Genomic DNA, 26,755 nt, shown 5'->3' with positions numbered 1-26,755 from the left:
GCGCGAAATTCCCGCTGTACAAGGGCATGTGAGCATCTGCGCGGGGGGCGCCCCCGCGCGCAGGACCGGCGCGGCGGCGGGGCGGACGGCCCGGCCGCCGCGTTGCGTTTCGGGGTTTTCTCGGCCACGCGGCCGCGATCGCCTTGCGCAGGGCCGCGCCGCCCGTCACGGACGGATCGCCATTCCCGTTCCCGCCCCGCGCCTCAACGGCACAGCGTCGCGACCCACTCCGGCACGACCCGCGTCGCGGGGCCGGTCAGCCGCTCGCCGAAATCGCCCGCGACGGCCGAGGCGGCAAGGTTCAGCTCGACCGTGCGCGCCCCGGCACGGCGCGCGTGCTGCGCCAGCCCCGCCGCCGGATAGACCTGGCCCGAGGTGCCGATGGCGGCAAAGATCTCGGCCGTCTCGACCGCCTGCCAGATCCGCTCCATGTGATAGGGAATCTCGCCGAACCAGACGATGTCGGGGCGGGTCTGCGGCGCGCCGCAATCCGGACAGGCATCCGACATGCGCATGACCAGCGCGGCCGGCCAGCGATGGCCGCAAGCCGCGCAAAGCGCGCCGAGCAGGCTGCCGTGCATGTGGATGACCTCGGCCGAGCCGCCGCGCTCGTGCAGGTCGTCGACGTTCTGGGTGATCAGCGTGACCTGGTGGTGCCGGGCCAGTTCCGCCAGCGCCCGATGCGCGGCATTAGGCTGGGCGCGGGCGGCATCGGCCCGGCGGGTGTTGTAGAAGCGGTGCACCAGCGCGGGGTCGCGGCGAAAGCCCTCGGGCGTCGCCACGTCCTCGATGCGGTGCTCCTCCCACAGCCCGTCGGTGGCGCGGAACGTCCTGATCCCGCTTTCGGCCGAGATCCCGGCCCCGGTCAGCACCGCGATGCGCATCGGATCATCCTCAGCGCGCGCAATAGGCCTCGGCCGCTGACGCGAAATTCTTGTAGCGCGCCCAGAAGGCGTTGTCGGAATCGCTTTTCGACATGCGCACCTCCTGCGCCGCATCCGCGTCGCGGAAGAAGCGCGCGGCGCGGCGCTGGTCGGCGCGCGACAGCGTCTGGTCGGCAACCTGCTGGATGCAGCCGCAGGTCTGGCGGTTGCTGGCGCCGCGATCCGACCGCATGCAGGCGGAATCGATGGGACCGGCGACGGCAAGCGGCGCGGTCAGGACCACCGCGGCGGCGGCGATCATCAGGCGGTTCATCATCTCTGTCTCCTCGGCTCCTGCCACGGCGATGGGGTTCATGCCCCTTTGAGGCCGCAGATCTTATCCGCAGGACTCTAGCAGAAGCCCGCTCTCGGCTCAATCGCGCGGCCGTGACCACGGATCGCGGCGGCGCGAGGGCAGAGACGCAAGATATGCGCCAGGCCCGCCGCTGCCGCTCAGGCCGGCTGCGGCGTATAGCCGGCGTCGCGAATCACCTGCACGGCGCGCTCGGGCTCCAGCCCCTCGACGCTGACGCTGCGCGCGGCCAGGTCGGTCACCGCCCTGCCGCCGGCCTCGGCCACGGCCTTTTCGATGGCGGCGGTGCAATGGCCGCAACTCATGTCCTCGACGCGGAATTTCATTCGCCCATCCTTTCGCCCATCCTTTCGCTCGGTCGCTGATCTGCCTATGATCGCGGCAAGGCGCCACCGGCGCAATTCCCCCCTTTAGCACGAAGGCTGCGGCTGATGGTCACCGAAAATTTCCGCGGCGCGATCCTGATGGTCGTCTCGATGGTGCTGTTCGCCTTCGAGGACATGTTCATCAAGCTGCTCTCGGCCGAGCTGCCCTTTGCACAGGTGCTGGGCCTGATCGGGCTTCTGGGCTTCCTCGCCTTCGCCGCCATGCTGAAGCTCAAGGGCGGGCGGCTGTTCACCCGCGACCTGATGCGCCCCATCGTGCTGTTTCGCGGCTTGATGGAGGCGGTGGGCTCGATCGGCATCGTGGTGGCGCTGGCGCTGACCGAGCTGTCCTCGACCTCGGCGATCATGCAGGCGCTGCCCCTGGCCATCGTGCTGGGCGCGGCGCTGTTTCTGGGCGAGCCGGTCGGCTGGCGGCGCTGGAGCGCGATCATCGCGGGCTTTCTCGGCGTGCTCTTGGTGATCCGGCCGGGGCTGGCGGGGTTCCAGCCGGTGTCGCTGATGGCGCTGCTGGCGGTGCTGGGCCTGGCGGCGCGCGACATCGCCACCCGCCGCGTGCCCGCGCATATCCATTCCGACCAGCTGGCCGCCTCGGCCTTCTTCGCCATCCTGGTCGCCTCGGTGCTGATGGGGCTGGTGCTGGGGCAGGACTTCGTCATGCCGAGCCCGCGGCAATGGCTGCTGTTCCTGGCCTGCATCACCGTCGGCGTCGGCGGCTATGCGCTGCTGGTCGCCGCCACCCGGCTGGGCGAGGCCTCGGCGCTCGCGCCCTATCGCTATGCCCGGCTGGTCTTTGCCCTGTTCCTCGCCTTCCTGGTCTTCGCCGAGCGGCCCGACACGCTGACCCTGACCGGCGCCGCGATCATTGTCGCCTCGGGCTGCTACATGATGTGGCGCGAGGCGGCGCTGCGCCGGCGGCAGCTGCGCGAAGCCGGCTTCGCGACGCTCTGAAACCCCCTTTCCGCAACGCCAAAGCCCCTGTATAGCCCGGCCATGACCGACCTTGACCTCATCCGCAATTTCTCGATCGTGGCCCATATCGACCACGGCAAATCCACCCTGGCCGACCGCCTGATCCAGCTGACGGGGACGGTGGCCGAACGCGACATGAAGGCCCAGCTGCTCGACAGCATGGACATCGAGCGCGAGCGCGGCATCACCATCAAGGCCAACACGGTGCGCATCGAATATCCCGCGCGCGACGGGCGCACCTATGTGCTGAACCTGATCGACACCCCCGGCCACGTCGATTTCGCCTATGAGGTCAGCCGCTCGATGCGCGCGGTCGAGGGCTCGCTCTTGGTCGTCGATGCCAGCCAGGGTGTCGAGGCGCAGACCCTGGCCAACGTCTACCAGGCCATCGACGCCGGGCACGAGATCGTGCCGGTGCTGAACAAGATCGACCTGCCGGCCGCGGAACCCGAGCGGGTCAAGGAAAACATCGAGGAAGTCATCGGCATCGACGCCTCGGACGCGATCCCGATCTCGGCCAAGACCGGGCTCGGCATCCCCGACGTGCTGGAAGCCATCGTCACCCGCCTGCCCGCCCCCAAAGGCGACCGCAACGCGCCCTTGAAGGCGATGCTGGTCGACAGCTGGTATGACGCCTATCTGGGCGTGGTGGTGATGATCCGCGTCATGGACGGCGTGGTGAAAAAGGGCGACCGCATCCGCATGATGCAGACCAATGCCGTCTATGGCATCGACAAGCTCGCCGTGCTGCGCCCGCAGATGCAGGACATCGCCGAGCTTGGCCCGGGCGAGATCGGCGTGTTGACCGCCTCGATCAAGCAGGTCCGCGACACCCGCGTCGGCGATACCATCACCCACGAACGCAAGGGCACCGACACGCCGCTGCCGGGCTTCAAGCCCGCGCAGCCGGTGGTGTTCTGCGGCCTCTTCCCGGTCGATGCCAACGATTTCGAGGCCCTGCGCGACGCCATCGAGAAGCTGGCGCTGAACGACGCGAGCTTCTCCTACGAGATGGAGACCTCGGCCGCCTTGGGCTTCGGCTTCCGCTGCGGCTTCCTGGGCCTGCTGCACCTGGAGGTGATCCGCGACCGGCTGGAACGCGAATACGACCTGGACCTGATCACCACCGCGCCCTCGGTGGTGTTCCGCCTGCACATGAAGGACGGCGAGGTGCGCGAGTTGCACAACCCCGCCGACATGCCCGACCTGACCTATGTCGACCATATCGAGGAGCCGCGCATCAAGGCCACGATCATGGTGCCCGACGAATATCTGGGCGACGTGCTGAAGCTGTGCCAGGACCGCCGCGGCATCCAGATGGACCTGACCTATGCCGGCAACCGCGCCATGGTGGTCTATGACCTTCCCTTGGCCGAGGTGGTGTTCGACTTCTATGACCGGCTGAAATCGGTGACCAAGGGCTATGCCAGCTTCGACTACCAGCTTTCGGAATACCGCGAGGATTTTCTGGTCAAGATGTCGATCCTGGTGAACGACGAGCCGGTCGATGCGCTGTCGATCATGGTCCACCGCGACCGGGCAGAATCGCGCGGCCGGGTCATGGTCGAAAAGCTGAAAGAGCTGATCCCGCGCCACATGTTCAAGATCCCGATCCAGGCCGCGATCGGCTCGCGCGTGATCGCGCGCGAGACGCTGTCGGCGATGCGCAAGGACGTGACGGCGAAATGCTACGGCGGCGACGCGACGCGCAAGAAGAAGCTGCTGGAGAAGCAGAAGGCCGGCAAGAAGAAGATGCGCCAGTTCGGCAAAGTGGAGATCCCGCAGACGGCGTTCATCCAGGCGCTGAAGATGGACGGGTGACGGCGCGACTCACGTTTCCTTGATGGGAATTGGTCCAAGCCACGGCGTCTGGCTGGCCCGCCGGGGGACCACCGATCCCGGTGCGGGCCGGTCGCTGGAACCGCTGCCGAGCAATCTTGAACGTGAAAGGGCCGGGATATGTCCCGTTGGCGGGTGCCACTAAAGCGCAAGGCAGGGAAGTGACCGTCCAGCTGAAGGATGACCCGGTCAACTCCTGGTCGATCGACGATCTGACGCATGCTCGACATCCTCTGGCTTCTTTGCGACATGACCGGCTTCCTTCACGCCAAGGGATGACTGGCTGATTGCTGGGTTCTGCAGGGTTTCGACATCGACAGCGTCAAGGTCGGATCCAACGGTAGCGGCATGAACAACGACGCCGGCGGCATTTTTCCAGCGGGCGAGACCACGTGGCGCCAGCGCGGCTGGCGGCTTGACGAATACGGCGAGTGTCCGAGCAATCGGACGGGTTGCCTTACTGCTTACAGCCCTGAGTTTCGCTTGATCCTCACGGTCCCTTGATTCCCTTAGGACATGCCGGGGGAACCCTGCCACGCCCTGTTTCGTTTGTCCCCCGGAAGCCAATCAGGGAGGGCAGGAACATGGTTCCGATGCTGAGACTGCTTCTGGTTCATATCTGGGTCGGCTGTGTCGCCGGCGTGGTGGTGATCGCCGGCCTGTCAATGGGTTACGACAATTGGGCGACCTTCGTCTGGGCAGCCGTCATCGGCCTTGCGCTGGGCATCCCGGGCGGGCTGCTGAACTGGGCCTATTTGCGACCCAACCGCTCGCGTCAGATCGGCTGGACTTGGCGCATCGCCGATTGGGTGCGCGCTTACGCGAGGCCGCGGCAGGCCCGGCGCTGAAGCGATACCACAAGTAGAGCGGGCTAACCGGCCGGCCGTCATGCTTACCGCCTTGGCTGCGGGCATCCAAACGACATGGCGCACACCCCCGCATGGCCGCCCGCGCGCGTGCGCGACGGCCAGAGTCCGTTGCGAAAATACCACCAGAGCCGCGTCGCCGATGCCAGGATGCGCGTGCGCCTCCTCTGGCCGCGAGCCTCGATGCGGTGGCATGGCCATCCGGCCGGTGTCGGCGTTGTCGCCATGCTGAGAGCGGAAATCCATCCTAACCGCCGCCCCCGGCGCGGTCCTGACGCTTGCCGGTCACCCCGCTGGTTTCAGGCGCCTGCAGCAGGCCGGCTGACCCTCCCGACCGCGAAAGACCGACAGGCGCAGCCTTACCATTTCCGTCCCTTGGGCGCGGCAGGGAACCACATCGCCAGCCAACTCTCGATCCACAACCTTTGCCAATCCAGCATCATCTGGCGCTGGCTTTTCTGCATCTCGGTCATGATCTGGCCCCGCGCCGGAGCCATCAGGCCATTGGCCGCGGACAGCCAGGCGCTCATCCAGGGGTTCTTCATCGGGTCTCCGTCCTCTTGCGGCAGGGCTCACGGGATTAATCCCCGCCGCGGGCCGGAGTTCCCGGCTCAATACGGCGTCGGCGTCACCGCTGGCCCCGGAGGCGCATAGCTGCCGACCTGGGTCTGGCTTTCCGCCGCTTGCTGCGTCAGCAGCGCGCCGGCGGTCTGCATGTCGCGGCCGGCGCCCTGCATGGTCTCGCAGCCGGCAATCGCGGTGACAGCCACGAATGCGGCCAGTGGGAAAATCCTGCTCATCTCGCCCCTCGGGTCTTTGTTGCTTATGCCGGCGCAGCCTAATGCAGGAGACGCCGCGCGACAGCACACGGAAACGCGAGACCGGAGAAAGCCCCCCGCATCGGCAACTTGTTGCCAAGGGAACGGTGCACGAACGGTGGACGCGCGGTGCATGGCCCGTGCATCGCCGGTGCCATGAAAAAGGCGGCCGGGAAGGCCGCCTGCGGGCTCGTCCGAGCCGCGAGCTACAGCCCCTGCGACTGGACCTCGTGGCTTTCGCGCGATACCGCCTGTCCGGCGGCCTGCATGTCGCGGCCAGCGCCCTGCACGGTCTCGCAGGCGGCCAGCGCCAGCAGGGCAAGGATCGGGGTCAGCTTCATCATCCGGCGCATCTGTCACTCCTGAGAAAAAGATGGTGTGTTCAAAGCCATAACGCCCCCTGTCCGACATTGTTCCCGGCCGGTTAACCTCCTGTTAAGGCTTGGCGTGCAATCTGGCGTGCATGCGTATCCTGATGATTCTGCCACTTTTCCTGCTTGCCGCCTGCGCCTCGCCGGCCCCGCAATTCATCGGCGCGCAGCGCCATGACATCACCCTGGACGGCATCCGCTTCGCCGTCTTCCAGAAAGCGACCGAGGCCGAGGTGATCCGCCTCGGCTATCTGACCCGCAGCCAGCGCGCCCCGGTGCCCGAACTGATGGTCGCGGCGGTCGAGCGTACCACCGGCTGCCGGGTGATCCCGAACAGCCTGCGCAGCCGCATCCCCGGCGACACCGGCGAGGCACGGGTCGCGCTGCGCTGCGACAGCGGCTGAGGCGCTCAGGCCAGGAAAGCCTCGACGGCGGCGGCGACCTCGGCCGGCCGGTCGGCGTGCAGCCAATGCCCGGCGCGCTCGATCACACGGATCTCGGCTTGCGGGAAATGGCGCCGGATCGCCTCGGCCTGCGGCGCGCGGCAATAGTCCGATTCGGCGCCGGCCAGGAACAGGGCGGGGCCGTCAAAGCCGCCCGGCGCGATCTCGGGCCAGCCGACCAGCAAGGGCATCTGGTCGCGCAGGGCGTCCAGGTTGAACTTCCAGCGCGGCGGATCGGCCTTCAGGTCCAGCGATTGCAGCAGAAAGGCGCGCACGCCCGGGTCCGAAACATGCGCGGCCAGCCGGGCATCGGCGTCCGAGCGCAGCCGCAAGCCGGTCAGGTCCACCGCCTGCATGGCATCGACAAGGTCGGTCTGGCTGTGACCATAGGCGAAGGGGGCGATGTCCATCACCACCAGCCGCCGCACCCGCTCGGGCCGGGTCAGCGCCAGCGTCATCGCGGCCTTGCCGCCCATGGAATGGCCCAGAACGTCGGCCTTTCCGCCGCTCGCCTCGATCACCCGGGCCAGGTCCTGGGCCAGTGCCGGATAGCTGTGGTCGGGGTCGTGGAAACTGTCGCCGTGATTGCGCATGTCGACCGAGATCACCCGCCGCGTCTCGGCCAGCCGACGGGCGAGCCCGCCGAGATTGCGCCCGGATCCGAACAACCCATGCGCCAGAAGCACCGGCGGCAGGCTCGAATCCACCCCTGTCTCGATCATGTTCAGCATCATGGCGGCACCCTAACGCCACTGGCGAAGCGGCGCCAGAGGCGCTAGCCTTGCATCAAAGAGGGACGCGCAATGGGGATCGAGCATATCCGGCCGATGGCGGACGAGGTGGCGAGCCTGCTGGCCGCCCGCTTCGGCGGCCTGCGGCGCGGCCAGCAGGCGGAACTGGGCGACATGCTGCGCAAGCGGGGCGGCGCGCTGCCGCGCCGGCTGCGGCGCGAGGCGCGCTTCCTGCAGCAGGCCGACCGCATGGCGGGCCAGCCGAAGCTGGCGCGGCAGGTGGATTTCGCCCGGCTGGACCATGCGCACCGGGCGCTGACCGGCTATTTGCGGCCGCTGGGCCAGGGCCGGCGGCTGCAAGGCGGCGCGCTCGGAGTGGCGGCGAGCGTGGTCCTGGGCCTGCTGGTGCTGGGGGGCGTCGCGGTGTGGATCCTGCTCCAGCGCGGGTTGATCTGAGACGCGCCGGCACTGTCTGCCGCCTTCCGAAAGACATGCTTCCGCCCGAGGCACCCTGCCTGACGGGATCCGCGCGATGCCACCTGCGGCGTGCCGGACGGCCAGCCTGGCCATGGCACCCTGTCCGAAGCGCCGGGACAGGTCGGGCAGGTCCGAACGAAGCGGGGGACAAACCGATCAGCACCGGCGCCGAAGCGGCCATTCGCCGACGTCGCGCCACCGGGGCCTGACACCCTGGGACCGTCGACCGAACGGCAGGGCGCGCGGGATCGGGCGCCGCCTCTCTCCGGGCCAGCCGCCGGCCGATGCCGGGCCGTCCCCCTGCAGCCGACGGCTTGACCCGCCCGCCCCGATCGGCCACCCCTTGCAGACCGCAGCCTCGAAGGTCCGCATGACCCGCACCATCCTTGCCAATGCCCGCCTGATCCTGCCCGACGCCGTGATGCCCGGCGCCGTGACCCTGCAGGGCGGCACCATCGCGGCGATCGCCCCGGGCCAGGGCGTGCCGCCCGGCGCCATCGACCTGGCCGGCGATTTCCTGGCCCCCGGCATGGTCGAGCTGCATACCGACAACCTGGAACGCCACATGCGGCCGCGTCCGGGCGTCGACTGGCCGCATGCCGGCGCCATCCTGGCCCATGATGCCGAACTGGCGGCCTGCGGCATCACCACGGTCTTCGACGCCATGCGCGTCGGCTCGATCCCGAACGAGGCGCCGGATGCCGATTACGACAAATATGCCCGTGCGCTCGCGCATGAGCTGGCCGAGATCCGCGCGCGCGGCGTGCTGCGCATCAGCCATCTGCTGCATCTGCGCGCCGAAATCTGCTCCGAGACCCTGCTGGCCGAGCTTGACGAATTCGGCCCCGGCGACCGGGTCGGCATCATCAGCCTGATGGACCACACCCCCGGCCAGCGCCAGTTCCGCGACATCTCGAAACTGGCGCAATACGTGCAGGGCAAATACAAGCTCGGCGACGCGGAATTCGCGGCGCATGTCGCCCGGCTCAAGGCGCTGCGCGCCCGCCACGGCGACGCCCATGAGGCGGCGGCGGTCCAGATCGCGCACCGGCTGGGCGCGGTGCTGGCCAGCCATGACGACACGACGCCCGAGCATGTCGCGACCTCGGCCGGCCGCGGCGTGCGGCTGGCGGAGTTCCCCACCACGCCCGAGGCGGCGGCCGCGTGCCACGCCCATGGCATCATGGTCATGATGGGCGCGCCGAACCTGATCCGGGGCGGCAGCCATTCCGGCAATGTCCCGGCCGCCGAGCTGGCGCGGACCGGGCACCTGGACATTCTCAGCTCGGACTACGTGCCCTCGGCCCTGCTTGCCGGGGCGCTGATCCTGGCGCGGATCTGGGACGACCTGCCGCGCGCCATGGCGACGGTGACGGCCAATCCGGCCGCCGCCTCGGGGCTGTCCGACCGCGGCCGGCTGGAGGCGGGGCTGCGCGCCGACCTGATCCGGTTTTCCATGATGGATGAAATCCCGGTCATGCGCGAAACCTGGGTGCGCGGTCGGCGGGTCTGACTGCATATCTTCGTTAATTCGCAGATAGATTGACCTGGATCATGCCGCACGCCTTGCCGCCGGCCTAGCCTGCCGTGACAGCAAAGGAGAGCAAGCATGGTCTACCAGGCCAGAATCGACGATATGCGCGCCGAGTTGCGGGTGATGAACAAGGCGATTCCCGATGCCATGAAGGGCTTCGGCGCCCTGTCGAAAGCCGTCCACGACAGCGGCGCGCTGGAGGTCAAGGTCAAGGAGATGATCGCGGTCGGCATGGCCGTGGTGCAGCGCTGCGAACCCTGCATCCTGTTCCATGTGGAGGCGCTGATGAAGGCCGGCGCCACGCGCGAGGAGTTTTGCGACGTGATCGCCATGGCCGTGCAGATGAGCGGCGGGCCGGGCGTCATGTATGCCGCCCATGCGCTGGCCTGCTGGGACGAGCTGGCAGCGGGGTGATGCTTCCCGCCGCCGCCGGTCTCAGGTGATGACGTCGGGCTCGGCCCGGCCGGTGCGGGCGCGGATGCCCGCGAGTTCGTCGGCCAGCCGGATGATTGCCGCCAGCGCCTGCTGCGGGTCGTCCTGCATCCGGGCCGGGTCGGTCTCGACCCGCTCCAGATAGACGCGCAGGGTCGCGCCCTCGGTGCCGGTGCCGGACAGGCGCAGCACGATGCGCCCGCCGCCCTCGGTCATGATGCGCAGGCCCTGGCGCTGGGTGCGCGAGCCGTCGACCGGGTCGTCATAGGCGAATTCATCGGCCGCCTCGATGCGCAGCCCGGCGATGGTCTGGCCGGGCAGATCGGCCAGGCGCGCGCGCAGGGCATCGACCAGCCCGTTCGCGGCCGCGGCATCCACCGCCTCGTAGTCGTGCCGGGAATAGTAGTTGCGGCCGTAGCGCGCCCAATGGTCGGCCATGATCTCGGCGACCGGCTGCTTGCGTTCGGCCAGCAGGTTCAGCCAGAACAGCACCGCCCAGAGCCCGTCCTTTTCCCGCACATGGTCCGAGCCGGTGCCGGCGCTTTCCTCGCCGCAGAGCGTGGCCTTGCCGGCATCCAAGAGGTTGCCGAAGAACTTCCAGCCGGTCGGCGTCTCGTAGCAGGCGATGCCCAGGCTCTCGGCCACCCGGTCCAGCGCGCGCGAGGTCGGCATCGACCGCGCCACGCCTTTCAGCCCGCCGGCATAGGCCGGCACCAGCGTCGCATTCGCCGCCAGCACCGCCAGGCTGTCCGAGGGCGTGACATAGGCGCCCCGGCCGACGATCATGTTGCGGTCACCGTCCCCGTCCGAGGCGGCGCCGAAATCGGGCGCGTCCGGCCCGAACATCTCGTCCATCAGCGGCTTGGCCCAGATCGGGTTCGGGTCGGGATGGCCGCCGCCGAAATCGGGCTGCGGCTCCGCGTTCACCACCGAGCCCGGCGCGGCGCCCAGCTCTCCCTCTAGGATCGCCTTGGCATAGGGGCCGGTCACCGCATGCATGGCATCGAAGCGCAGCCGGAAGCCGCCGGCGAACAGCGCCCGGATCTTGGCGAAGTCGAAGATCTCGCGCATCAGCGCGGCGTAGTCGGCGACCGGGTCGACCACCTCGATCTGCATCCCGCCCAGCGCGGTCGTGCCGGGCTGCGACAGGTCCACGTCCTGCGTTTCGAAGATCCGGTATTCGGTCAGCCTTTTCGTCGCCTCGAAGATCTTTTCGGTCACGCCCTCGGGCGCGGGGCCGCCGTTCGCCATGTTGTACTTGACGCCGAAATCCTCGTCCGGGCCGCCGGGGTTGTGGCTGGCGGACATGATGATGCCGCCGTCCGCCCCCCGCAGCCGGATCAGGTGCGAGGCGGCCGGGGTCGAGAGCAGCGCGCCCTGCCCGACGATCACCTTTTTCGCCCCCGAGGCGGCCGCCATGCGCAGGATGACCTGCGCGGCGCGGTCGTTGAAATAGCGGCCGTCGCCGCCCAGCACATAGGTCTTGCCCTGGGCGCCGCCGGTGCCGTTCCAGATCGCCTGGACGAAATTCTCGAGGTAGTGCGGCTGCATGAAGACCGGGGTCTTCTTGCGCAGGCCCGAGGTGCCGGGCTTCTGGCCCTCGATGGGCTTGGTCGGCACTGTCTGAACGCTCATGAACCCTCCTGACGTTCGTTGTCGCGCATGATGCTGGCAGTTCGCGCCACGCTGGGCAAGGCGGCGAAATCCGCCGCCGGCACCGGCAGGCGCATTTGCCAGTTCGGATATTCCGTCGTGGTGCCCGGCAGGTTCGGCTGCTCGGCCAGGTCCAGCAGCACCTCGGCCTGCACCGCCACCAGCCGGGACGGCGTGCGGGCCAGGAAGCCATGCAGCGCGTCCATGTCCGGCGCGGGCAGCAGCGCGTCGAAACCCGCCACCTCTGCGCCACGCTCGGCCAGTTGCGGCGCCGGGTCGTTACCCGACAGCCGGGCCCGGGCGGCGATGTCGCAGCCCTGGCGCCAGCCGCGCCAGGTCGGCAGGTCATGGGTCGAGAAGCTGGCGATGGCGTCGCGGTCATAACCCTCGGCCGGGCGGAAGCGGGGCGGCTGCCAGCCCTCGCGCTCGAACATCGCCACGCGGCAGCCCAGCACGCCCGAGCCGGCCAGCGCGGCGCGCAGCCCCTCGGGGATATTGCCCAGATCCTCGCCGACGATGACGGCCCCGGCGCGGGCGGCCTCGATGCGCACCACCGCCAGCATGGCGTCGCGCGGCATGGCGACATAGGCGCCGGGCGCCGCCTCGGGCACCCAATAGGCGCGCTCGAAGCCCAGGATATGGTCGATGCGCAGGGCGCCGGCGAATTGCAACTGGCGCCGCAGCGTCTCGGCCAGCGGCGCATAGGCCTGCGCGCGCAGCCCCAGCGGGCTGAAGGGCGCCAGGCCCCAGTTCTGGCCATCGGCCGAGAACGCATCCGGCGGCGCGCCGAGCGAGGCGCCGAAGGCGAAGCTGGTGCGATCCTCCCAAGTCTCGGCGCCGAAGGGATGCGTGCCGACGGCCAGGTCCAGGTATAGCCCATGCGCCATGCCCGCGCCGCGCGCCGCCCGGCCCGCCGCCGCCAGCGCCGTCTCGGCGCGCCATTGCAGCCAGGCGTGAAAGCGCATCTCCTCGGCCAGTTCCGCCCGGGCCGCGACGCCCGCCGGCGTGTCGGGCGAGGCATGGGTCGCCGGCCAGTCGCCCCAGAACGGGCCGAAGCGGTCCGACAGCGCCTGGTGCAGGGCAAAGCGTTGCAGGCTTTCGCCCTCGGCCGCTTGCCAGGCGTCGAAACCGGAATCGCCCGGGAAAGCCGCGAACGCGGCCCGCAGCGCCGCCATGCGGGCGGGAATGTCGCGGGCGTAATCGACCAGCGGGCCGGGCGTGCCCTGCCCCGCCGCGATATGGATCACGTTCAGCCGCCGGCGATGCGAGGGCGTATAGGGGCTGAAAAGCCAGGGCACGGTCGGGAAACCGGCATGGACCGGGTTGATGCCCAGGAAGGCCGCGCCCTGCCCGGCCATTCCCGCAGCCAGCCGGCCGAGGTCGTCATAGCTGCCGATGCCGCTGGCCGAGAGCCCGTAGAGCGGCGCGACCAGCCCCCAGCAACGCCCGGGTTCCGGCAGGCGCGGCGGTGCCGCCAGCAGGGTGAAGTCGCGGCCGCCCGCCTGCAGGCGGTGGATGCCCAGCGGCAGCGCGGGCAAGGCGCCGCTGCCTTCCAGCTGGGTGCCGTCCTCGAAGCTCAGCTGCCATGCGGCGGGGGCGAGATCGGGCCGCGCCCCGGCTTCGCAGATCACGTCCTGCGGCAGCAGGTCGGCGTGGGCGTCCAGCGCCGCCTGCGCCTCGGGCTCGCCGGAGACCGACAGGCCCATGGCGGCCAGCAGCGCGACGGCGCTCTCGACCGAGGTCTCGCGCCATTGGCCGGTCAGGTCGTGAAAGCCCGGCAGCACGCCCATGCGGGCCGCGAGTTGCAGTCGCGCGTCAGTCATCGGCGCGCTCGAGATCGAAGGCCAGCACGCAATGCCCGTCGATGCGCATCGGCGCGCGCCCGACCACCTGCGGCACCAGGCCGGGGCGGCTGCTGTCCAGGTGCAACCGCCAGCGCCAGCCCGTCGGGGGATCGGGCGGCACCAGGTCCAGCGCCGCGCCATTGTTGAAGACCAGGAAGATCGCCTCCTCGCGCTGCGCATATTCCGGGGTGCCGGCGGCGATGCGCAGCTCGGCGCAGAGCACGCACAGCTCGGGGTTGCTCCAGTCGGCGGGAGTCATCTCCTCGCCATCGGGGCGCAGCCAGAACAGGTCGGGCAGGCCGTCGACCAGCCGGGTGCGCGAATGCAGGAAGCGCTTCTGGCGCAGGATCGGATGGGCGCGGCGAAAGGCGATCAGCCGGGCGGTGAAGTCCAGGAAACCCTGGTCCGCCGCGTCCCAATCGACCCAGCCGATGGCATTGTCCTGGCAATAGGCATTGTTGTTGCCCTGCTGGCTGTTGCCAAGCTCGTCGCCGGCCAGCAGCATCGGCGTGCCCTGCGACAGGAGCAGCGTCGCCAGCATATTGCGCCGCCGCCGGGCGCGGGCCTCCAGGACGGCGGGATCGTCGCTCGCCCCTTCGACGCCCATGTTGTCCGAAAAATTCTCGGAATGGCCGTCGCGGTTTCCCTCGCCATTGGCCTCGTTGTGCTTGGTGTCATAGCTGACCACGTCCATCAGCGTGAAGCCGTCATGCGCGGTCAGGAAATTCACCGAACTGGTCGCCGGCCGCCCGGAATGGTCGAATTGCACGGCCGAGCCGGCCATGCGGTCGGCAAGCTCGGGCACCTGCCGCGCATCGCCGCGCCAGAAGCGGCGGATGCCGTCGCGATACTTGTCATTCCATTCCAGGAAGGGCGGCGGGAAGCCGCCCAGCTGATAGCCGCCCGGCCCGATGTCCCAGGGCTCGGCGATCAGTTTCACCCGGGTCAGCACCGGGTCCTGCCGGATCGCGTCGAAGAAGGAGGCGCTGCGGTCGAAGCCGCCCCGCGCCCGCCGGCCCAGCGTCGCGCAAAGATCGAAGCGGAAGCCGTCGACATGCATGACCTCGACCCAATAGCGCAGGCTGTCCATGACCATGCGCAGCACCATCGGGTGGTTCACGTTCAGCGTGTTGCCGGTGCCGGTGTCGTTGATGTAATAGCGCGGATCCTCTTGCAGCCGGTAATAGCTGCGGTTGTCGAGGCCGCGGAAGCTCAGCGTCGGGCCCATCTCGTTGCCCTCGCCGGTGTGGTTGTAGACCACATCCATGATGACCTCGATGCCGGCGGCATGCATGCGGGCGACCATGTGCTGGAACTCGGCGATCTGGCCCTTGGCCAGATAGCGCGGATCGGGGGCGAAGAAGCCCAGCGTCTGGTAGCCCCAATAGTTCACCAGCCCCTTTTCCACCAGGAAGCGGTCGTTCAGGAAGGCCTGCGCCGGCAGAAGCTCCAGCGCGGTGATGCCCAGGCGTTGCAGATGCTCGATCACCGGGTCCGAGGCCAGGCCCAGGAACGTGCCGCGATGGGGCACGTCGGGATGCCCTTCGGTCAGGCCCTTGACATGCGCCTCGTAGATCACCGTGTCGGCGATGTCGTGGCGCGGCGGCTGGTCGGTGCCCCAGGAAAAGGCCGGATCCTCGACCACGCAGCGCGGCATGTGGCGGGCGCTGTCGCGCTTGTCGAAGCTGAGGTCGGCCTCGGGCGCGCCCACGGTATAGCCCATCAGCGCGTCGTGCCAGGCCAAATGCCGGGTCAGCCGCTTGGCATAGGGGTCGATCAGCAGCTTGTGATAGTTGAAGCGGTGGCCTTCGGCGGGCGCATAGGGGCCGTCGGCGCGCAGCCCGTAAAGCTGGCCCGGACGCAGCCCCGGGACATAGCCGTGCCAGACGTCGCCGTCGCGTTCCGGCAGGTCCAGCCGATGCGCCTCGGTCCGGCCGTCGGCGCCGAACAGGCACAGCGTCACCCGCGTCGCATGCTGCGAGAAGACGGCGAAGTTCACGCCCTCGCCGTCGAAGGTCGCGCCCAAGGGATCGGCGCGTCCGGCCAGGATCCGCAGGTTCGGCATCAGCGGGTCATGGTCCTGAAGAGTTCGGCATAGGCGGCGGCCGAGGCGTCCCAGCCCACCGGCTGCGCCATGGCGGCATTCGCCATGCGGCTCCAGACCCGGGGCTGGCGCCACAGTTCGCAAAGCCGGCGCAGCGCGCGGGACAGGGCGCTGGCATCGACGGGGTGGAATTGCAGCCCGGTCGCCACCCCCGCCGCCAGCCCGGCGGCCGAGGCGTTGATGACCGTATCGGCCAGCCCGCCGGTCAGCGACACCACCGGCAGCGTGCCGAAGCGCAGCCCGTAAAGCTGGGTCAGCCCGCAGGGCTCGAACCGCGAGGGCACCAGGATCGCGTCGCCGCCGGCGATCATGCGATGGGCCAGCGCCTCATCATAGCCCAGGCGCAGGCCGACGCCGGGATAGCGCTCGGCCGCGGCGCGAAAGGCCGATTCCAGCGCCGAGTCGCCCGAGCCCAGCACCGCGAGCTGCCCGCCGCAGTCCAGAAGCGTGGGCAGCGCCTCCAGCAGCAGGTCCAGCCCTTTCTGCCCGGTCAGGCGCGAGATCACCACGCAAAGCGGCCCGTCCGCCTCGGGCAGGCCGAATTCCTTGCGCAGCGCCCGGCGCAGCGGCGCCTTGCCGGCGGGCTGGCCATAGGGCGGCTTCCAGGCCTCCAGGTCGATGCCGTTCAGGATGCCGGTGAAATCGCCGGCCCGGTCCGCCAGCACGCCTTCCAGCCCCATGCCGAAGGCGGGCGTCAGCAGTTCCTCGGCATAGGTCGGGCTGACAGTCGAGACCTTGTCGGCAAAGACTATCCCCGCCTTCAGCGCCGAGATCTTGCCCCAGTATTCGAAGCCCTGCGGATTGAACAGATGCGCCGGCAGCTGCAAAGCGCCCAAGAGATGCGCCGGCGCGAGGCCCTGGAAGGCGATGTTGTGGATGGTCAGCAGCGTCTTCACATCGGTCGCGCCCAGCTGGCGCAGATAGACCGGGGACAGCCCGGCCTGCCAGTCGTGCAGATGCAGGATCTGCGGACGCCAGCCCTCGATCCCCTCGGCGGCGATCAGCGCGGCGGCGCGATCCAGCGCGGCGAAGCGTTGCGGGTTGTCGGGCCAGTCCTTGCCGTCGGGGCCAAGATAGATCGTGCCGTCGCGGGCATAGAGATGCGGCGCATCCAGCAGATAAAGCACCGTCTTGCCCAGGGTGCCGCGCAGGATGCGCGCCGGGCCGCCGAACAGCTCCGGGATCTGGCGCAACGGCTCGGCGGCTTGCGCGGCCAGGACGGCCGGATAGCCGGGCAGGATGGTCCGCATCTCGACGCCCTGCCCGGCCAGCGCGGCCGGCAGCGCGCCGGCGACATCGGCCAGCCCGCCGGTCTTGACCAGCGGCACGCATTCCGAGGCGACGGACAGAACCCTCATGAAGACGCTTCCCTTCGATCCAGCATATCCTGCGTGATCAGCGTGACGCCGCCTTCGGACACGCGGAACCATTTCGCGTCTTCCTCGGGGTCTTCGCCGACGATCAGGCCTTCGGGGATTCTGACGCCGCGGTCAATGACCACATTGGTCAGCCGCGCATGCCGCGCGACATTGGCATAGGGCAGCACCACCGCGCCTTCCAGGCTGGCATAGGAATTGGTGTGGACCTGCGTGAACAGCAGCGACTGGCGGATCTCGGTCCCCGAGATGATGCAGCCGCCCGAGACCAGCGAGCTGACGGCACTGCCGCGGCGGTCGGGTTCGTCATGGATGAACTTCGCCGGCGGCACCACCTCGGAATAGGTCCAGATCGGCCAGTCGCGGTCCCACAGGTTCAGCTCGGGATTGAAGTCGGTCAGGTCGATATTGGCGCGCCAGAAGGCATCGACCGTGCCCACGTCGCGCCAATAGACCGGCTCGCCCGGTGCCCGCACGCAGCTGTCGGTAAAGCGATGCGCCTGCGCCTTGCCGCCCTTGACGATGGCCGGGATCAGGTCGTTGCCAAAATCATGGCTGGAGTTTTCATCCTGCATGTCGCGGATCAGGAGGTCGCGCAGGAAGTCCCAGCGGAAGACATAGATCCCCATCGAGGCCAGCGTCACATCCGGATCGTCGGGGGTGCCGGGCGGGTCCTTGGGCTTTTCCAGGAAGCTGGTGATGACGTCGTTTTCGTCGATCGCCATGACGCCGAAGGCCGAGGCTTCGGCCCGCGGCACGGTCAGGCAGCCGATGGTGACATCCGCCCGCGCCTGGACGTGGTGGCGGATCATCAGCTCGTAATCCATCTTGTAGATATGGTCGCCGGCCAGGATCAGCACGTAGTCGACGCCGTAGCTGTCGATGATGTCGATGTTCTGCGCCACCGCATCCGCCGTGCCGCGATACCACATCGATTCGTCATAGCGCTGCGAGGCGGGCAGGATGTCGAGGAATTCGTTGCGCTCGGCCCGCAGGAAGTTCCAGCCGCGCTGGACGTGGCGGATCAGGCTGTGGGCCTTGTATTGCGTGGCCAGCGCCATCTTGCGGATGCCCGAGTTCAGCGCATTGGACAGCGCGAAGTCGATGATCCGCGACTTGCCGCCGAAATAGACGGCCGGCTTGACGCGGCGGTCGGTCAGTTCCCGCAGGCGCGAGCCGCGCCCCCCGGCCAGAACGAAGGCCATGGTTCGTCTGGAAAGCCTCTCCTCACGCGGTGCCATATCAATCCCTCCCTGATGCCCGGCCAGGACCGGGCGTGAAAGCGTCAATCAGTCGTCTGGTCGTCCTTGATGAAGATCACGGTGGAAAGCGGCGGCAGCACCACCGCGGCATGGGCCGGCTGGCCGTGGCTGTCGCCGGGCCTGGCGGTGATGCGGCCCAGGTTGCCGCGACCACCGCCGCCATAGCTTTCGCCGTCGCTGTTCAGCGCCTCGCGCCAGACCCCGGGCTGCGGAAAGCCCAGGACATAGGCCGGGCGTTCGATCGGGGTGAAGTTGCAGGCCACCACCACCTCGGGGTCGCCCGGGTTGCCGCGCCGGATCCAGGCATAGACGGAATGGTCGGCGTCATTCGCCTCGATCCACTGGAAGCCGGCGCCGTCGCAGTCCAGGGCATAAAGTGCCGGCGTCGCGGCATAGAGCCGGTTCAGGTCGCGGACGAAGCCCTGCATGCCGTAATGCAGCGGGTTGCCCAGGCAGGCCCAGTCGATCTCGGCATCGTGGTTCCATTCCGCGCCCTGGGCGAATTCCTGGCCCATGAACAAGAGCTTCTTGCCCGGATGGCCCCACATGAAGCCGTAATAGGCGCGCAGGTTGGCGAATTTCTCCCATGCGTTGCCGGGCATGCGGGCCAGCATCGAGCCCTTGCCATGCACCACCTCGTCATGGCTGATCGGCAGGATGAAATTCTCGGAAAAGGCGTAGTGCAGGCCGAAGGTCATCTGGTGGTGATGGTGCCGGCGATGGACCGGGTCGCGGCCCATATAGTCCAGCGTGTCGTTCATCCAACCCATGTTCCACTTGAAGCCGAAGCCCAGGCCGCCTTCATGCACCGGGGCGGAGACCTTGGGGTATGAGGTCGATTCCTCGGCCACCGTCATGATGCCCGGCGCCTCGCCATAGGTCAGGCGGTTCATCTCTTGCAGCATGGCGATGGCTTCGTAATTCTCGCGCCCGCCGTGCTTGTTCGGGACCCACTCGCCCTCGGCGCGGGAATAGTCGCGATACAGCATCGACGCGACCGCATCGACGCGCAGCCCGTCGACGTGATATTCCTGCAGCCAGTACAAGGCGTTGGCGGTCAGGTAGTTCATCACCTCGGCGCGGCCGTAATTGTAGATCAGCGTGTTCCAGTCCTGGTGAAAGCCCTCGCGCGGATCGGCGTGCTCGTAAAGCGCGGTGCCGTCGAACCGCGCCAGCCCGTGCGGATCGGTCGGGAAATGCCCGGGCACCCAGTCGAGGATCACGCCCAGCCCCGCCTTGTGCGCCGCGTTCACCAGGTCGCGGAACTCGTGCGGCGGGCCGAAGCGGATCGTCGGCGCGAACAGTCCGACGGGCTGATAGCCCCAGGAGCCGTCGAAGGGATATTCGCTGATCGGCAGCAGCTCGATATGGGTGAAGCCCATGCCCTTGGCGTATTCGACCAGTTCGACCGCCGCCTCGCGATAGGAGATCGGCCGGCCGCCGTCCTTGCGCCGCCAGCTGCCCAGATGCACCTCATAGATGCTGATCGGCCGGTCGCGGCGCTGCGCCTCGGCCCGCGTGCCCATCCAGCCGCCGTCCGACCAGCCATAGCCCGCGATGTCGCGCACGACCGAGGCCGTGGCCGGCGGATGCTGCGCGCCGAAGCCGACCGGATCCGCCTTTTGCGCCAGGCCGCCATAGGCGCCCATGATCTCGTATTTATAGGCGGTGCCCTCGCCCAGCCCGGGCATGAAGAATTCCCAGACGCCGGTGGCGCCGCGCCGGCGCATGACGTGGCGCCGGCCGTCCCAGGCGTTGAAATCCCCGATCAGCGAGACGCGGCGCGCATTCGGCGCCCAGACCGCGAAATGCGTGCCGCGCACGCCCTCATGCGTGATCACATGCGCGCCGAGCACGGTCCAGAGCCGGCGATGCGTGCCCTCGCCCAGCAGGTATTCGTCCATCTCGCCCAGCACCGGGCCGAAGCGATAGGCATCCTCGACCAGCCATTCCTGGCCCTCGGCGCGGCCGCGCAGCAGATAGGGCCCGGCGCCGGGCACCTTGCCGGAAAACAGCCCCGGCCAGCCCTGGACCGGCGCCAGCGGATGCGCCTTGCCCTCGACCACGGCCGCCATCTCGGTGGCGCCGGGGTCGAAGGTGGTGACATGCCGGACGCGGCCGCGCTGGTGCGGCCCCAGCACGGCAAAGGGGTCGTCAAAGCGGCCCTGCACGATCCGGTCCAGGATCGCCCTGTCCGCCACAATCTCCGGGTCGCTCGCTGCCATGGTATCCCCCTTCGCGTGGCGCCGCCGATGTCATTCCTGGGTGAGCAGGCTCCGCGCGCCCCAGATGTCCTGCATGTAGCCCCGGATCGTGCGGTCGGACGAGAACCAGCCCGAGCGCGTCATGTTCCAGGCCGCCATCCGCGCCCAGCCCTCGTGATCGGCATAGGCGAAATCGACCTCGCGCTGCGCCCGCCAGTAATCGGCGAAATCCGAGGCGACGAGGAAATAGTCCGACTGCGTCAGGTTCTGCACGATGCCGGCATAGCGGTCGGGCTCGCCCGGGCTGAAGGTGCCGCTGCGGATCGCCTCGATGGCGCGCGACAGGCGCGGATCGCCGGCCACCGCCTTGGCGGCATGGTCGGGAACGGTGCGGCGGGCCTCGGCCTCTTCGGCGGTCAGGCCGAAGAGGAAGAAATTCCGCGCCCCGACCCGCTCGCGGATCTCGACATTGGCGCCGTCCAGCGTGCCGATGGTCACCGCGCCGTTCAGCGCCAGTTTCATGTTGCCGGTGCCCGAGGCCTCTTTCCCGGCGGTCGAGATCTGTTCCGACAGGTCCGCCGTCGGGATCAGCCGCTCGGCCAGGGTGACGTTGTAGTTCGGCAGATAGATCACCTGCAGCTTTTCATTCGTCGCCGCATCGGCGTTGATGACGGCGGCCACGTCGTTGATCAGCCGGATGATGTCCTTGGCGAAGAAATAGCCCGGCGCCGCCTTGCCGCCAAAGATCTTGACCCGCGGCGTCCAGTCCGAGGACGGGTTCTCGCGCATCTCCTGCCACAGCGCGATGGCTTCCAGGATGTTCAGGTGCTGCCGCTTGTATTCGTGGATGCGCTTGATCTGGATGTCGAAGATCGCCTCGGGGTTCAGCATCAGCCCGTGCTCGCGCGCCACCCAGTCGCAAAGATCGGCCTTGTTGTCGGCCTTGACCCGGGCGAAGCGCGCCAGCCAGTCGGCATCCTCGACCAGCGGCTCCAGCCGCGCCAGCTGCTCGAGGTCGGCGACCCAGCCCTCGCCGATGCTTTCGGTGATCAGCCGAGACAGCCGCGGGTTGCAACTGTGCAGCCAGCGGCGCGGGGTGACGCCGTTCGTCTCGTTCACGATGCGGTCGGGCCAGATCCGGTTCTGGTCGGCAAAGACCGTGGTCTTCATCAGCCCGGTATGCAGCGCCGAGACGCCGTTCACCCGATTCGACATGATGAAGGACAGCTCGCCCATCCGCACCTTGCCGTCGCTGCGCGCGGCATTCCTGCGGTCGGGATGGGCCTTGGCGTCCGCCTCGTCGATGCGGTCGATGATCTGCAGGTGGCGCGGCAGCAGGCTGGCGAACAGCGCCTCGCCCCAGCTTTCCAGCGCCTCGGGCAGCAGGGTGTGGTTGGTATAGTTGACGCAGCCGCGGGTGATCCCGACCGCCTCGTCGAAGGGCAGGCCGCGTTCGTCATGCAGGATGCGCACCAGTTCCGGCGCGGCGACCGCCGGGTGGGTGTCGTTCATCTGGATCGCCACGCGCTGCGGCAGCAGGCGCAGGTCGGTGTGGTCCTGTTCGAACCGGCGCAGGATGTCGCGGATCGAGGCGGCCGAAAAGAAATATTCCTGCGTCAACCGCAGCCGCTTGCCCTTTTCGGTCGAATCCTCGGGGTAGAGCACGCGCGAGATGGTGCGGGCCAGCGCCTCGGCCTCGGCGGCGGCGGCGAAATCGCCGGCGTTGAAACGCGCCAGGTCGAAGGGATCGACCGCCCGCCCGGCCCAGAGCCGCAGCGTATTGGCCCAGTCGCCCTTCCAGCCGACGACCGGCGTGTCGAAGGCCTCGGCCTGGACGAAATCCTCGGGCTGCCACAGCGCCTTGCCGTCGCGGGTGACGACCTCGCCGCCGAAGCCCAGGGTAAAGCGGGATTCGGGACGCTCGAACTCCCAGACGTTGGGCTGGCGCAGCCAGTCCTCGGGCGCCTCGTGCTGGCGGCCGTCCACGAAGCTCTGCCGGAACAGGCCATTCTCGTAGCGGATGCCATAGCCATAGGCTGGGCAGCCCAGCGTCGCGAGCGATTCCATGAAGCAGGCGGCCAGCCGGCCCAAGCCGCCGTTCCCCAGCGCCGCGTCGGGTTCGTCGCGCAAGACCGCGTCCCAGTTCAGGCCAAAGCCTTCGATCGCCGCCCGGGCCTGGTCGGCCAGCTGCAGGTTGGCGATATTGTCCTCGAGCAGCCGGCCGATCAGGAATTCCATCGACAGGTAATAGACGCGCTTCGGATCGGCGCGATAAGTGCGGCGGGTCGACTCCATCCAGCGGTCGACGATGCGGTCGCGCACCACATGGCTCAGCGCCAGCCGCCAGTCGAAGACCTGCGCATGTTCGGGATCCTTGCCCAGCGTATAGGTCAGATGCCGCAGGATCGCATCGCGGAATTCGGTGGTGGGCATATCCTTGGCCATTCGCTACCTGTCAAAAATCAATACGCCAGCGCGCGCCGGCGCCCCAAGCCAAGTCTGCTTAAAGCACCAGCGAGCGCAACCCGCGCAAGGAAAAATGTTAGCGTTAACCGGAATTCTGGCCGGCGTGGCATGGCTGCGTCAGCGGATTTTCCGCCCCCGCGCTGAAATCACCCGAGGTTTGGCCGGTAAACAAAAGGCAATGCGGGATATTCCCAAAGCGCCGGATTTCCGCTCAGAAATCCAGCCCCAGGTCCAGCGTGCGGGCAGAATGCGTCAGCGCGCCGACCGAGATGTAATCCACCCCCGTCGCCGCCACCTCGGCCACCCGGCCGAGTCGCATGTTGCCCGAGGCTTCCAGCACCAAACGGCCGGCATTCATCGCCACCGCCTCGGCCAGCGTCGGTGTGTCCATGTTGTCCAAGAGCACGACATCAGCGCCGCCCTCATCCAGCACCTCGGCCAGCTGGTCGAGGCGGTCGACCTCGATCTCGACCCGCATCATATGCGAGGCGCGGGCCTTGACCGCCGCCAGCACCGGCCGGATGCCGCCCGCCGCCGCGATGTGGTTGTCCTTGATCAGGATGGCGTCCGACAGGCTGAAGCGGTGGTTGAAGCCGCCGCCATGCAGCACCGCCTGCTTTTCCACCAGCCGCAGGCCCGGCGTGGTCTTGCGGGTGCAGGTGATGCGGGCTTTCGTGCCCCTGGTCGCGGCCACGAACGCGGCCGTCATCGTGGCGATGCCGGTCAGCCGGCCGGCAAAGTTCAGCGCCACCCGTTCCGCCGACAGGATCGAGGCCGCCTCGCCCGCGATCTCGGCCAGCACGGCGCCCTTGTCGAAACGCCCGCCATCCGCGACCAGGGCGCGGAATTGCAGGGACGGATCGACCAGCCGGAAGGCGATGGCCGCCAGCTGCATGCCCGAGGCGACGCCCGGCTCGCGCGCGACGATGCGGGCGGTGTAATGCGTGCCGGCCGGGATCACGGTGCGGGTGGTGATGTCGCCATAGGTGCCCAGATCCTCGGCCAGGGCGGCGCGGATCAGCGGTTCCAGGACCAGGTCGGGCAGCGGGGGCATCGCGGTCATGTCGTCTCCGGTTCAAGGCGGGCGCGGATCGCCAGCGCCTCGGCAAGCCGCAGGCGCGAGCGGCGGGGCGTGGCGTCGGTCTGCGGAAAGTCGCTGCGGCAATGCGCGCCCCGGCTTTCGCGCCGCATCAGCGCGGCAGCGGCGATCAGCGTGGCCGTCGCCGTCATGTTGAGCAAGGCCGGGCAATCGGGCTGGGCGGCCTCGACGGCGGCAATCTCGCGCAGGCAGCGGGTCAGGCCCGCGGCGTCGCGGACGACGCCGGCGCCCGCCGTCATGGCCTGGCGCAACCGGGCGACCAGCGCCGGGTCGGGTCCCGGCGCGGGGGCCAGTTCGGGCAGCACCACCGGCGCGGCATCCCCGGCCTCGGGCAGCGCCGCCTCGATCGCAAGCGCGCAGCGGCGGGCATAGACCAGCGCCTCCAGCAGCCCGTTCGAGGCCAGCCGGTTCGCGCCATGCAGCCCGGTCGAGGAGGCCTCGCCGCAGACCCACAGGCCCGGCAGGCTGGCCCGGCCATCCGCGTCCACCGCCACCCCGCCCATGTGGTAATGCGCGGCGGCCGCCACCGGGATCTGGGACTGGGTGGGGTCGATCCCCGCCCGGGCGCAGGCCCCCGCCACGGCCGGAAACTCGGTCAGGATGCGCGGACCCAGACAGGCGCGCGTGTCCAGCGCCGGCCGCAGCCCGGCTTGCGTCTGGGCATAGATCGCGCGCGCCACCACGTCGCGAGGCGCCAGTTCCGCATCGGGATGCAGCGCCAGCATGAAGCGCTCGCCCAAGGCGTTGACCAGATGCGCGCCCTCGCCGCGCAGGGCCTCGGTCGCCAGCGGCGCCGGATCCTCGCCGCAGTCGATGGCGGTCGGGTGGAACTGCACGAATTCCGCATCGGCGATCACCGCGCCCGCCCGCGCCGCCATGCCGATCACCTGGCCGCGGATACGCGGCGGGTTGGTGGTCAGCGCGTAAAGCCCGCCCGAGCCGCCGCCGGCCAGCAGCACCGCCGGCGCTCGGATCAGCACCGGCGCCGAGCCCTGCGGCCCGGCCTGCGTCACCTCGACGCCCGCCACGCGGCCCGCTTCGACGCGCAGGCCGGTGGCCATCACCCCCTCCAGCACCTGCACCGAGGGCGTCTCGCGCACCTGGGCGACCAGCGCCCGCATGATCTCGGCCCCGGCCTGGTCGCCGCGCACCCGGACCACGCGGGCAAAGCTGTGCGCCGCCTCGCGCGACATGACATAACCGCCATCCGGCTTGCGGTCGAAGGGCGTGCCGAGCCGGGTCAGGTCCAGGATATGCGCGCGCGCCTCTTCGGTGACCAGCCGCGCGACATGCGCATCCACGGTTCCCGCACCGGCGCGCAAGGTGTCGCGGGCATGCGCCTCGGCGGAATCGGCCGGGTCCATCGCCGCCGCCACGCCGCCCTGCGCCCAGGCCGAGCTCGCGCCCTGCCCCAGCACCTCGGGCGAGATCATCAGCACCGGGTGCGGCGCCAGCTTCAGCGCCGCGTAAAGCGCGCCGAGGCCCGCACCGACGATGACCACGCGCCCCGTGGCAAGCGTGGCCATGTTCACGCGGCCAGCCTGCGCGACAGGTCGATCATGCGCTGCACGGCGCGGCGGGCCGGTTCGGCGACGGCCGGGTCGACCTCGACCACGCCAGTCATGGAATGCAGCGACCACAGCACCTTTTCCAGGGTGATCTTCTGCATATAGGGGCACATGTTGCAGGGCCCCAGGAACTCGACTCCCGGGTTCGCGTCCGAGATGTTCGAGGCCATGGAACATTCCGTCACCAGCATGACCTGCTTCGGCTGCTCGGCCGTCACCCAGTCCTGGATATTCGCGGTCGAGCCGGCGTAATCCGCCTCGGCCACCACCTCGGGCGGGCATTCGGGATGGGCGATGATCTTCAACCCCGGGTTCCAGTCGCGGAAGTCGCGCAGGTCCTGCGCCGTGAACTGCTCATGCACAATGCAGGCGCCGTCCCACCAGACCACGCGCTTGTTGGTGACCTTGTTCGCCACGTTCTGCGCCAGCCACTTGTCGGGGGTCATGATGACCGTGTCACCCTCCAGCGCCTGGACGATCTGCACCGCGTTCGCGCTGGTGCAGCAGATGTCCGAGGCGGCCTTCACCTCGGCGGTGGTGTTGACGTAGCTGACCACCGGCGCGCCCGGATAGCGTGCGCGCATCTCGGCGATTCCCGCGGCGGTGATGCTTTCGGCCAGCGAGCAGCCTGCCTCCATGTCCGGCATCAGCACGGTCTTTTCCGGGTTCAGGATCTTCGAGGTCTCGGCCATGAAATGCACGCCGCATTGCACGATGATGTCGGCCTCGACCTCGGTCGCCTTGATCGCCAGGTGCAGGCTGTCGCCCACCACGTCGGAAATCCCGTGATAAATCTGCGGCGTCATGTAGTTATGCGCCAGCACCACGGCATTGCGCTGCTTCTTCAGCGCGTTGATGGCGCGGACATAGGGGGCGTGGATCGCCCAGTCCGGCCAGGGCATCACCCGGCCCATGCGGGCATGGATGTCGGCCATCGACTGCGCGAGCTCCAGCGAGGGCTCGAGGTCGTAACAGGCGGCAAGCTCGCCCCGAATGGTCGTCAGATCGAGCATGATATCCCCCCGGCTCTGCCCGCGTCGCAACGCCCCCTGCATATAGCGCTGCCGGGCCCTGATG

24 protein-coding genes are annotated in these 26,755 nt (G+C 68.9%); 7 read left to right on the top strand and 17 right to left on the bottom strand.

Annotated elements, in window-relative coordinates; all coding sequences use genetic code 11:
• Nucleotides 1–203 precede the first annotated feature (203 nt).
• From E3D03_RS07185 to E3D03_RS07175, 3 genes are all read right to left on the bottom strand, one after another.
• The gene (locus E3D03_RS07185; RefSeq protein WP_263566395.1) at nucleotides 204–884 is read right to left on the bottom strand and encodes an NAD-dependent deacylase; all 681 of its coding nucleotides are present in this window, start codon (nucleotides 882–884) and stop codon (nucleotides 204–206) included.
• 10 nt (nucleotides 885–894) lie between these two features.
• Complete coding sequence (locus E3D03_RS07180) at nucleotides 895–1,200, bottom strand: hypothetical protein (protein WP_411969799.1); 306 nt, start codon at nucleotides 1,198–1,200, stop codon at nucleotides 895–897.
• 176 nt (nucleotides 1,201–1,376) lie between these two features.
• On the bottom strand, nucleotides 1,377–1,562 hold the full coding sequence (locus E3D03_RS07175) for a heavy-metal-associated domain-containing protein (protein WP_263566394.1): 186 nt from the start codon (nucleotides 1,560–1,562) through the stop codon (nucleotides 1,377–1,379).
• 105 nt (nucleotides 1,563–1,667) lie between these two features.
• Between E3D03_RS07175 and E3D03_RS07170 the strand changes: the two genes are divergently transcribed.
• The 3 genes from E3D03_RS07170 to E3D03_RS07160 all read left to right on the top strand — a co-directional run bounded on the left by E3D03_RS07170 (nucleotide 1,668) and on the right by E3D03_RS07160 (nucleotide 5,278).
• Nucleotides 1,668–2,570, top strand: coding sequence for a DMT family transporter (locus E3D03_RS07170; protein ID WP_263566393.1), 903 nt, complete (start codon nucleotides 1,668–1,670; stop codon nucleotides 2,568–2,570).
• Nucleotides 2,571–2,612: 42 nt separating this feature from the next.
• On the top strand, nucleotides 2,613–4,412 hold the full coding sequence (lepA, locus tag E3D03_RS07165; protein ID WP_062560428.1) for a translation elongation factor 4: 1,800 nt from the start codon (nucleotides 2,613–2,615) through the stop codon (nucleotides 4,410–4,412).
• A gap of 611 nt (nucleotides 4,413–5,023) precedes the next feature.
• The gene (locus tag E3D03_RS07160) at nucleotides 5,024–5,278 is read left to right on the top strand and encodes a hypothetical protein (protein WP_263566392.1); all 255 of its coding nucleotides are present in this window, start codon (nucleotides 5,024–5,026) and stop codon (nucleotides 5,276–5,278) included.
• A gap of 377 nt (nucleotides 5,279–5,655) precedes the next feature.
• On the opposite strand, the gene E3D03_RS07155 is transcribed toward E3D03_RS07160, so the two are convergent.
• From E3D03_RS07155 to E3D03_RS07145, 3 genes are all read right to left on the bottom strand, one after another.
• On the bottom strand, nucleotides 5,656–5,841 hold the full coding sequence (locus tag E3D03_RS07155; protein ID WP_263566391.1) for a hypothetical protein: 186 nt from the start codon (nucleotides 5,839–5,841) through the stop codon (nucleotides 5,656–5,658).
• Nucleotides 5,842–5,907: 66 nt separating this feature from the next.
• Nucleotides 5,908–6,096, bottom strand: coding sequence for an entericidin A/B family lipoprotein (locus E3D03_RS07150; protein ID WP_062560426.1), 189 nt, complete (start codon nucleotides 6,094–6,096; stop codon nucleotides 5,908–5,910).
• 224 nt (nucleotides 6,097–6,320) lie between these two features.
• Nucleotides 6,321–6,458: an entericidin A/B family lipoprotein gene (locus E3D03_RS07145; protein ID WP_018000300.1), complete on the bottom strand. Its 138-nt coding sequence runs from the start codon at nucleotides 6,456–6,458 to the stop codon at nucleotides 6,321–6,323.
• Between the two features lie 131 nt (nucleotides 6,459–6,589).
• On the opposite strand from E3D03_RS07145, the gene E3D03_RS07140 reads away from it, so the two are divergent.
• The gene (locus E3D03_RS07140) at nucleotides 6,590–6,889 is read left to right on the top strand and encodes a hypothetical protein (RefSeq protein WP_263566390.1); all 300 of its coding nucleotides are present in this window, start codon (nucleotides 6,590–6,592) and stop codon (nucleotides 6,887–6,889) included.
• Nucleotides 6,890–6,894: 5 nt separating this feature from the next.
• Here E3D03_RS07140 and E3D03_RS07135 read toward each other — a convergent pair whose 3' ends face one another.
• Nucleotides 6,895–7,659 (bottom strand): alpha/beta fold hydrolase, encoded by a 765-nt coding sequence (locus tag E3D03_RS07135; protein ID WP_411969801.1) that lies wholly within the window; start codon nucleotides 7,657–7,659, stop codon nucleotides 6,895–6,897.
• 72 nt (nucleotides 7,660–7,731) lie between these two features.
• Here E3D03_RS07135 and E3D03_RS07130 point away from each other — a divergent pair, with 72 nt between their 5' ends.
• The 3 genes from E3D03_RS07130 (at nucleotide 7,732) to E3D03_RS07120 (ending at nucleotide 10,084) form a co-directional block, all read left to right on the top strand.
• Nucleotides 7,732–8,115 carry a hypothetical protein gene (locus E3D03_RS07130; RefSeq protein ID WP_263566388.1) on the top strand — a complete coding sequence of 128 codons (384 nt, stop codon included), beginning with the start codon at nucleotides 7,732–7,734 and terminating at the stop codon, nucleotides 8,113–8,115.
• A gap of 391 nt (nucleotides 8,116–8,506) precedes the next feature.
• Entirely contained in the window at nucleotides 8,507–9,649 is a 1,143-nt protein-coding gene (locus tag E3D03_RS07125; RefSeq protein WP_263566387.1) for an alpha-D-ribose 1-methylphosphonate 5-triphosphate diphosphatase, read from the top strand.
• Between the two features lie 96 nt (nucleotides 9,650–9,745).
• Nucleotides 9,746–10,084, top strand: a complete 339-nt coding sequence (locus E3D03_RS07120; protein ID WP_263566386.1) for a carboxymuconolactone decarboxylase family protein — start codon at nucleotides 9,746–9,748, stop codon at nucleotides 10,082–10,084.
• 21 nt (nucleotides 10,085–10,105) lie between these two features.
• On the opposite strand, the gene E3D03_RS07115 is transcribed toward E3D03_RS07120, so the two are convergent.
• From E3D03_RS07115 to nadA, 10 genes are all read right to left on the bottom strand, one after another.
• Nucleotides 10,106–11,737: an alpha-D-glucose phosphate-specific phosphoglucomutase gene (locus tag E3D03_RS07115; protein ID WP_263566385.1), complete on the bottom strand. Its 1,632-nt coding sequence runs from the start codon at nucleotides 11,735–11,737 to the stop codon at nucleotides 10,106–10,108.
• On the bottom strand, nucleotides 11,734–13,578 hold the full coding sequence (locus tag E3D03_RS07110) for a 4-alpha-glucanotransferase (RefSeq protein ID WP_263566384.1): 1,845 nt from the start codon (nucleotides 13,576–13,578) through the stop codon (nucleotides 11,734–11,736). Before E3D03_RS07110 ends, E3D03_RS07115 begins: the two co-directional genes overlap by 4 nt.
• Nucleotides 13,571–15,664, bottom strand: coding sequence for a glycogen debranching protein GlgX (gene glgX, locus E3D03_RS07105; protein WP_263566383.1), 2,094 nt, complete (start codon nucleotides 15,662–15,664; stop codon nucleotides 13,571–13,573). The genes E3D03_RS07110 and glgX overlap by 8 nt, the downstream gene beginning before the upstream one ends.
• Nucleotides 15,664–17,061 carry a glycogen synthase GlgA gene (gene glgA / locus E3D03_RS07100; protein WP_263566382.1) on the bottom strand — a complete coding sequence of 466 codons (1,398 nt, stop codon included), beginning with the start codon at nucleotides 17,059–17,061 and terminating at the stop codon, nucleotides 15,664–15,666. The genes glgX and glgA overlap by 1 nt, the downstream gene beginning before the upstream one ends.
• Nucleotides 17,058–18,320: a glucose-1-phosphate adenylyltransferase gene (gene glgC, locus E3D03_RS07095; protein ID WP_263566381.1), complete on the bottom strand. Its 1,263-nt coding sequence runs from the start codon at nucleotides 18,318–18,320 to the stop codon at nucleotides 17,058–17,060. The genes glgA and glgC overlap by 4 nt, the downstream gene beginning before the upstream one ends.
• A 44-nt stretch (nucleotides 18,321–18,364) precedes the next feature.
• Nucleotides 18,365–20,566 (bottom strand): 1,4-alpha-glucan branching protein GlgB, encoded by a 2,202-nt coding sequence (gene glgB, locus E3D03_RS07090; RefSeq protein ID WP_263566380.1) that lies wholly within the window; start codon nucleotides 20,564–20,566, stop codon nucleotides 18,365–18,367.
• Nucleotides 20,567–20,596: 30 nt separating this feature from the next.
• Nucleotides 20,597–22,990 carry a glycogen/starch/alpha-glucan phosphorylase gene (locus E3D03_RS07085; RefSeq protein ID WP_263566379.1) on the bottom strand — a complete coding sequence of 798 codons (2,394 nt, stop codon included), beginning with the start codon at nucleotides 22,988–22,990 and terminating at the stop codon, nucleotides 20,597–20,599.
• Nucleotides 22,991–23,222: 232 nt separating this feature from the next.
• On the bottom strand, nucleotides 23,223–24,074 hold the full coding sequence (gene nadC, locus E3D03_RS07080; protein ID WP_263566378.1) for a carboxylating nicotinate-nucleotide diphosphorylase: 852 nt from the start codon (nucleotides 24,072–24,074) through the stop codon (nucleotides 23,223–23,225).
• Entirely contained in the window at nucleotides 24,071–25,636 is a 1,566-nt protein-coding gene (locus tag E3D03_RS07075) for an L-aspartate oxidase (RefSeq protein WP_263566397.1), read from the bottom strand. The genes nadC and E3D03_RS07075 overlap by 4 nt, the downstream gene beginning before the upstream one ends.
• A gap of 2 nt (nucleotides 25,637–25,638) precedes the next feature.
• A complete protein-coding gene (nadA, locus tag E3D03_RS07070; RefSeq protein ID WP_062560412.1) occupies nucleotides 25,639–26,691 on the bottom strand; it encodes a quinolinate synthase NadA in 1,053 nt (350 codons plus the stop codon).
• Between the last annotated feature and the right edge of the window lie 64 nt (nucleotides 26,692–26,755).

It is taken from the genome of Paracoccus sp. DMF, from assembly GCF_004407025.1.
Lineage (GTDB): Bacteria > Pseudomonadota > Alphaproteobacteria > Rhodobacterales > Rhodobacteraceae > Paracoccus > Paracoccus aminovorans_B.
The sequence above is the reverse complement of the archived record's forward strand: the minus strand, read 5'-3'. Positions and strand labels throughout refer to the sequence as shown.

Bases quoted from the DNA above. Each gene is read 5' to 3' on its own strand.
- E3D03_RS07120 (WP_263566386.1), top strand. From the start codon at position 9,746: ATGGTCTACCAGGCCAGAATCGACGATATGCGCGCCGAGTTGCGGGTG.
- nadC (WP_263566378.1), bottom strand. From the start codon at position 24,074: ATGACCGCGATGCCCCCGCTGCCCGACCTGGTCCTGGAACCGCTGATC.
- E3D03_RS07170 (WP_263566393.1), top strand. From the start codon at position 1,668: ATGGTCACCGAAAATTTCCGCGGCGCGATCCTGATGGTCGTCTCGATG.
- glgA (WP_263566382.1), bottom strand. From the start codon at position 17,061: ATGAGGGTTCTGTCCGTCGCCTCGGAATGCGTGCCGCTGGTCAAGACC.
- E3D03_RS07185 (WP_263566395.1), bottom strand. From the start codon at position 884: ATGCGCATCGCGGTGCTGACCGGGGCCGGGATCTCGGCCGAAAGCGGG.
- E3D03_RS07130 (WP_263566388.1), top strand. From the start codon at position 7,732: ATGGGGATCGAGCATATCCGGCCGATGGCGGACGAGGTGGCGAGCCTG.
- E3D03_RS07155 (WP_263566391.1), bottom strand. From the start codon at position 5,841: ATGAAGAACCCCTGGATGAGCGCCTGGCTGTCCGCGGCCAATGGCCTG.
- E3D03_RS07135 (WP_411969801.1), bottom strand. From the start codon at position 7,659: ATGCTGAACATGATCGAGACAGGGGTGGATTCGAGCCTGCCGCCGGTG.
- glgC (WP_263566381.1), bottom strand. From the start codon at position 18,320: ATGGCACCGCGTGAGGAGAGGCTTTCCAGACGAACCATGGCCTTCGTT.
- E3D03_RS07140 (WP_263566390.1), top strand. From the start codon at position 6,590: ATGATTCTGCCACTTTTCCTGCTTGCCGCCTGCGCCTCGCCGGCCCCG.
- nadA (WP_062560412.1), bottom strand. From the start codon at position 26,691: ATGCTCGATCTGACGACCATTCGGGGCGAGCTTGCCGCCTGTTACGAC.
- E3D03_RS07160 (WP_263566392.1), top strand. From the start codon at position 5,024: ATGCTGAGACTGCTTCTGGTTCATATCTGGGTCGGCTGTGTCGCCGGC.
- lepA (WP_062560428.1), top strand. From the start codon at position 2,613: ATGACCGACCTTGACCTCATCCGCAATTTCTCGATCGTGGCCCATATC.
- E3D03_RS07125 (WP_263566387.1), top strand. From the start codon at position 8,507: ATGACCCGCACCATCCTTGCCAATGCCCGCCTGATCCTGCCCGACGCC.
- E3D03_RS07180 (WP_411969799.1), bottom strand. From the start codon at position 1,200: ATGATGAACCGCCTGATGATCGCCGCCGCCGCGGTGGTCCTGACCGCG.
- E3D03_RS07145 (WP_018000300.1), bottom strand. From the start codon at position 6,458: ATGATGAAGCTGACCCCGATCCTTGCCCTGCTGGCGCTGGCCGCCTGC.
- glgB (WP_263566380.1), bottom strand. From the start codon at position 20,566: ATGGCAGCGAGCGACCCGGAGATTGTGGCGGACAGGGCGATCCTGGAC.
- E3D03_RS07175 (WP_263566394.1), bottom strand. From the start codon at position 1,562: ATGAAATTCCGCGTCGAGGACATGAGTTGCGGCCATTGCACCGCCGCC.
- E3D03_RS07115 (WP_263566385.1), bottom strand. From the start codon at position 11,737: ATGAGCGTTCAGACAGTGCCGACCAAGCCCATCGAGGGCCAGAAGCCC.
- E3D03_RS07150 (WP_062560426.1), bottom strand. From the start codon at position 6,096: ATGAGCAGGATTTTCCCACTGGCCGCATTCGTGGCTGTCACCGCGATT.
- E3D03_RS07085 (WP_263566379.1), bottom strand. From the start codon at position 22,990: ATGGCCAAGGATATGCCCACCACCGAATTCCGCGATGCGATCCTGCGG.
- E3D03_RS07110 (WP_263566384.1), bottom strand. From the start codon at position 13,578: ATGACTGACGCGCGACTGCAACTCGCGGCCCGCATGGGCGTGCTGCCG.
- glgX (WP_263566383.1), bottom strand. From the start codon at position 15,664: ATGCCGAACCTGCGGATCCTGGCCGGACGCGCCGATCCCTTGGGCGCG.
- E3D03_RS07075 (WP_263566397.1), bottom strand. From the start codon at position 25,636: ATGGCCACGCTTGCCACGGGGCGCGTGGTCATCGTCGGTGCGGGCCTC.